At 46.7% G+C, this 6519-nt stretch carries 3 protein-coding genes; 1 reads left to right on the forward strand and 2 read right to left on the reverse strand.

The features are described 5' to 3' along the window. Nucleotides 1-173: 173 nt before the first annotated feature. Nucleotides 174-761 (reverse strand): ribonuclease HII, encoded by a 588-nt coding sequence (locus AC3A14_RS23580; RefSeq protein WP_318735341.1) that lies wholly within the window; start codon nt 759-761, stop codon nt 174-176. Between the two features lie 12 nt (nt 762-773). Next, nucleotides 774-2858 (reverse strand): ribonuclease E, encoded by a 2085-nt coding sequence (gene rne, locus AC3A14_RS23585; RefSeq protein WP_318735343.1) that lies wholly within the window; start codon nt 2856-2858, stop codon nt 774-776. A 1111-nt stretch (nt 2859-3969) separates the two neighbouring features. Here rne and AC3A14_RS23590 point away from each other — a divergent pair. Further along, nucleotides 3970-6519, forward strand: a 2550-nt coding sequence (locus tag AC3A14_RS23590) for a M1 family aminopeptidase (RefSeq protein ID WP_487779195.1), incomplete at its 3' end; no start/stop codon positions are given.

Genomic DNA, 6519 nt, shown 5'->3' on the forward strand with positions numbered 1-6519 from the left:
TACAGGCTTTACGGCAGTATGTGATGGCATACGGGTCACAGGAGGTAGTCTATACGGAACTTAATTGGAATGACTATAGCAGAGAAGGAGTTAGGTTAGGGTTTGAGGCAATAGGCAATAGGCAATAGGGAACAGAAAGTCTTAGCTCTCCTTTCCCTTGCTATAAAACCTATTTATTGAGCTTGGAATGACTTGAGTTTAAATGATCGCCGGTGCAAGCAAGACGGGCCAAACTGGGCGATCGCTAGTCGGTGTTTCTTCGTGCCATAGCCCTTATTCGCCCTCAGATCGTAGTGGGGAAACAACGGATCTAAGCGAGCGATTAATTCATCGCGCCAGACCTTAGCCACAATACTGGCGGCGGCGATCGCCACCTCCGTCCGATCTCCCTTAACCACTGTTCTCTGAACCCTGTCTAACTGAGGAATCTCATGGAGTCCATCCACCAAACACACTCCGGGAATCTCCCCTAATTTCAGCACCGCTCGCTTCATCGCCAACAACGATGCCTGTAAAATATTAAATCGATCGATTTCCGCCACCGATGCAACACCCAATTGACAATCAAGAGCCAATTCTTCAATGGCTCCTAATAAGGCCTGTCGCTTTCGGTGGCTCAATGTCTTACTATCTCTGACTCCCAAATCTTGCAATTGATGCTCTACCTCTGGTGAGATCATCACAGCAGCAGCCACCACTGGGCCGAAGAGCGAACCTCGGCCCACCTCATCAATACCTGCCACTCGAATGACTCGATCCAAAATAATGATGAATTATTCTGAATCCGCAGAAGAGCGACGGCGACGACGGCGACGAGGTTCTGGGACTTCCTCATCCGTCTCCTCTTCTGCAACGCTTCCCTCATCGAGCGCTTCTTCCTGTGAAGTTGGGCTACTCAGGTCTTTCTGTTCCAGAGTCGGAGACATCCATCCCCAATTGCCTTCTTCTTTAGCGGTTTCCTCTGAATCTGGGGCGATCTCTTCCCGAGTTTCTGGGGTAGCCACCAGGGTTGCAGTCGAACCCTCAGAATCATGGGCATCTACTGAACTAACCTCGACAATGGTTGATTTTGGGTTTTTGTTTTCTCCATCAGGCAACAACACCAGAGGGGAGATGCCCATTAAAGCATAGATATTTTGCTCTTCATCGGTCATGGGAACCTTGACTACCTCTGGAGGAGCATCGATTAATCTTCCCCCGATACGTTTACGGGGATTAGTCGGTTTATCCCAATAATCTTTGCGAGAAGAGAAGCGAACCTCAGAAGGCCGCGATCCTTCATGGAGGGTGGTGGTCACTGACAAATCAGCTCCACTGCGATAGGACGGCTCCTGATACCCATATCCCCCCGAATCTTTGGTATCGGGTCGGCGGCGGCGAGTCCGTCTGGCGATCGCCTCCTCATCGACTGCAAAGCCTTCTCCCATCTCATCCATACCCGCAGAACTTCGCAGGGATGACGGTTCTCCATAACTGGAGCTGGACTCAGAGCTAGAGCCAAAATCCTTAGAAAAGTCTGGCTTAAGCGTGGGAGCCGGAGTTTCAGAAAAGCGCTCTGGAGTTGGCGTTTCCCGTCCTACGGTATAGGAGCGATCGGGTAAAGCAGAGGGGGAGTCTTCGATTTCTCCTGGCAGAGTAGCTAAATGCCCTAAACCATTACAAACTTTGCAGGTATGGCCAAATAGCTCATAAATATTTTGCCCTTGGCGTTTACGAGTTAATTCAACTAAACCCAACTCTGAAAGTTGAGCCACTTGGGGGCGAGCCTTATCTGCTAAGAGCGCTTCTTCAAAATGTTGCAGTACCTTTAACTGGTCTTTGCGGGAGTCCATGTCAATAAAATCGACAATAATCACACCGGCAATATTGCGCAGACGCAGTTGACGGGCGATTTCGGTGGCCGCTTCGCAGTTTGTCCACAGTACGGTTTCACGGGCAGTGGCTGAACTGGTAAAGGAGCCAGAGTTCACATCAATCACCGTTAAGGCTTCCGTTGGCTCAATAATCACATAGCCTCCGGAAGGTAAGTCCACCCTGGGTTTGAGGGCTTCCCGAATGGCTGCATTCACCCGGAAATATTCCAAAATCGAGTTCTTTTCCCGATGATGGTCAATCAAGATACCCGGCGGGATTCTACCGGCATTCCAGTTAATGATTTGTTGTTTCACCCGCTTAAGACCGGTATGGGAGTCCACCACAATGCGATTGACATCATTGGTGTACATATCCCGAAGGACGCGGACAATAAAATCATCATCTCGACCCAATAAGGCTGGGGGAACGGCGGAACTCGCTTCGGCTAAAATCGATTCCCAGCGGCTGAGTAATTCTTCCAGGTCTTCCATAATGGCTTCTTCAGCCATGCCTTGGGCTTCGGTGCGCACGAGCAAGCCCATCCCCGTCGGTTTAATCAGAATGGCTAAGGCACGTAGGCGCGATCGCTCCTGAGACCCCATTATTCGCCGAGATAGGTTCACCCCTCGTCCATAGGGCATCAGCACCAAATAACGACCGGGCATGGTAATGTTACCGGTTAAGCGCGGCCCCTTAGAACCCGTGGGTTCTTTCATCACCTGCACCAATACCTTTTGTTGGGGAACCAGTAGCTCCGTAATTGACCCTGAGCCTCGTTTGAGCCTCAGAGGGCCCAGATCTGTCACATGAATAAATCCATTTCTTTGGGCATCGCCAATATTCACAAAGGCTGCATCAATACCTGGTAAGACGTTCTCTACGCTACCGAGATAAATGTCTCCGACTTGATGACTTCCTGTGGCGACTACAAGTTCTTGGATTTGATCTTCTTCAAAAACAGCAGCTAATCTATGCTGCTCGGCGATAATAATTTGCTTTGGCATCCAATTTCCTCAAATTATGCATGTCAGTAATAGGTAAGCAGCTTACACATTCAATTTGTCTCGCTGGTGTTCTGGGTTGCTCGCCGCCAGCCGATCGCAGGGGGAAAAGAGCGTGACCCTCGTTTACTGCACAACCGACGGCCAAGTTCTATGCTTTAGCCTGAACCCTCGGTTATGGGACTGAAATACGATACCCCATTACGTTAGGGGTTCTTTGTCTCTCATGTGCGATCGCCAAAAACTGTGACCCCATCGTAAGGTCATAACTAACTATTGTATCAAACTTTGGAGAGTGAGGGAATGGGCGGATGGAGGAATGGGAGAACACGGGGAGTTGAAGGGAGTGCAGACGCAGCGATCGAGAATGATTAATTTTTAGTTATTAGAGCTGATTCCTAAAGAAAAAGTAAAGAGGAGAAGTGAAGCAACATAAGCAGGATTTATAGTAAGCTTGGGAAGTTAAGGAAACTTGATTATCAGTCAATTCCCCCGAATTGCCAACCTAAAGTGCCCCGCATATCCGAATGACCTGAGTGATTAAAAACGGGAAATAATAAGGGCACTGCTATTAATTGACTATAGCCTAAATTTATGAGATAATCAAAAAGATATAATCAAAAAAGATCATGGGTCAAACAAGTCTTTGGGACGGGGAAAATCGCCAGGAAAAAATAAAAAGCCGTTTCTGTCTCAACTCAATGAATTAGTCCCAAGGGACTAATTTCGTCCAATTCTCGAACAAATTTATGACCAAGAGCGCTCAAGTCATTCCAGTCGTAAACCCCTGGATATTGTCTTAGAGCCTATGTATAAAGAAAGAATAAAGGAAAAACCCGAAGAGAAGAGCGATCGGTAAAGTGGTCTTGCCATGTTTCCTCTTGTTCCGTATAAGATACACACTTTGTGCTGTTATGGAGTATACTATTAAATCCTCAAAGCCATGTACCACAATCCTATTCGCTAGGGCAAAGCGCTATCTTGTACCAGAAGAATTAACTCTTTTGCTAGAAATCTTAACCGGCATCTTAGATTAGTAGTCCCCAGTTGCGTGTTCCAAACCCTAAAAACTGTATTAAACTAAAAGGTTACTCCTAATCTCAACTCTAAGTGCATGTCTGAACTGTTAAAATCCTTCCTCGATACCGAAAAACCCAAACGTAAATCCTTTCAACTTCCCGGTTCCTATCCTCACTATACCCCCGATCGCCCCGGACAAATCGAACATATTTTTTTAGATTTAGTCTTAGACATTCCTCACTCTCGATATAGTGGTTCCTGTACTCTCCATCTCAAACCCATTCGCACAGGTATTGAAACCCTCTCCCTAGACGCAGTAGACTTAATCATCGAGAATGTCAAAATTAACCACAAATCCCAATCCTTTGACTACGATGGGCAAAAACTCCACATCCACCTAGATCTCCCCACTCAAGCGGAACAAATCCTAGAAATTAACATTGTCTATCGAGTCGATCGTCCCCAAAGAGGACTCTATTTCATTCATCCTGATACTGATTATCCTGGCAAACCGACCCAAGTTTGGACTCAAGGCGAAGATGAAGACTCCCGCTACTGGTTCCCTTGTCTAGACTACCCCGGACAACTTTCTACTTCAGAAATTCGAGTTCAAGTCCCCGCCAAATATATGGCGATCTCCAATGGGGAACTGATTGACACAAAAACTGAAGGCAAGACCAAAATTTATCATTGGTTTCAAAAAGAAATTCATCCGACCTATTTGATGACTTTAGCCATAGGCGAATTTGTAGAAATCAAAGACAAGTGGCAAAACACCCCCGTCCTTTACTATGTGGAAAAAGACCGTAAAAATGATGCCCAGAGAAGTATGGGCAAAACGCCACGCATGATCGACTTCTTTAGTAACATCTTTGATTATCCCTATCCCTATCCCAAATATGCCCAAGTTTGTGTCGCTGATTTTATCTTTGGCGGCATGGAAAATACCTCGACAACACTCTTAACAGATCGCTGTCTACTGGATAAACGATCTCTACTCGATCATCCCTTTACCGAAAGTTTAGTCGCCCACGAACTTGCCCACCAATGGTTTGGGGACTTAGTGGTGATTAAACATTGGTCCCACGCTTGGATTAAAGAAGGGATGGCTTCCTATTGTGAAGTGCTGTGGACCGAACAAGAATATGGAGCAGAAGATGCTGCCTATTATTACCTCAGAGAAGCACGAAGCTATTTACAAGAAGATAAAACCCGCTATCGTCGCCCCATGGTCACTCATATCTATCGGGAGCCGATTGAACTCTACGATCGCCATTTGTACGAAAAAGGAGCCTGTGTCTACCATATGATGCGGGCAGAATTGGGCGATGATTTATTTTTCAAAGCTATACAAACCTTTGTTCGCAATCATGCCCATAGTACGGTAGAAACAGTGGATGTACTGCGAGCCATTGAAGAAGCTACAGGGCGCAATCTCCTGTTTTTATTCGATCAATATGTCTATCGCGGGGGACATCCCGATTTTAAGGTCAGCTACAGTTGGGATATAGATCGTAAGCTGGCGAAGGTAACGGTAGTCCAAACCCAAGCTAAAGAGGATGAAAAGTCTCTCTTTGATTTGAAAATCCCTATTGGTTTTGGCTATGTCAATCCTTCAGAACAGGAAGGTGAAGCGCCTGAAATTTTCGTTAATTCCCATACGGTGAGAATTCATCAAGTGGAAGAGAGTTTTTATTTCCCCTTAGATGAGAGGCCTAAGTTTATCAGTTTTGATGTGGGGAATCGCTATTTGAAAACGGTGGTTTTGGACTATCCTGTGGTTGAATTAAAGGCTCAGTTGGCTTGCGATCCCGATCCGATTTCTCGCATTTATGCTATTAACGCTTTAGTGAAGAAAGGAACCTTACCCGTAGTTCAGGCTTTAGCTGAAGCATTAAAAACGGAGGACTTTTGGGGAGTGCGAGTGGAAATAGCCAGAGGTTTGGGTAAAATTCGCCTGGATCAGGTATTTGAGGCTCTGTTAGTGGGCTTGCAAGATGGGGATGCTAGAGTCCGTAAGGCGATTATTGAAGCGTTAGGGACGATCAAAACTAAGGCGAGTTATAAGGTGCTGAAGTCGGTTTTGGTTAATGGCGATCCGTCTTATCAAGTGGAAGCTTCTGTGGTTAAGGTTTTGGGGGCGATCGCTGCTCTCAAGGATCGAGAGATGCCTAAGCCCCGTAAGGTGATTAAACTACTCAAGACAGTTTTGGAAACGAAAGCGGGTTGGAATGAGGTGGTTCGCAGTGGGGCGATCGCCGGATTAAGCCAAATGAATCGCTCTAAAGCAGCTTTGGAGGTGATTCTAGAGTATACCCACCTCGGTATTCCCCAACCTCTACGTTTAAGTGCCATTCGTGCCTTAGGTGTGGCATCCTCCGGTCAAGATGAAGCTCAGGTAGAAGAGGTGTTAGCACGGTTGGATGCTCTATCGTCTGAATCGTTTTTCTTAACCCAAATGGCAGCGATCCAGGCTTTGGGAGGGATGAAAACAGCAAAAGCGATGGGGATTTTACAGGCGATCGCCTCTTCTACCGCAGATGGGCGGGTGCAGCGTCGAGCAGAAGAAGCCCTGCAAAAAGTGCAGAAGGCGATCGGCTCGAATAGCGCGATGGACACCTTACGGCAAGAAATCGAGCAGTTG

This window comes from Roseofilum sp. (assembly GCF_982964205.1).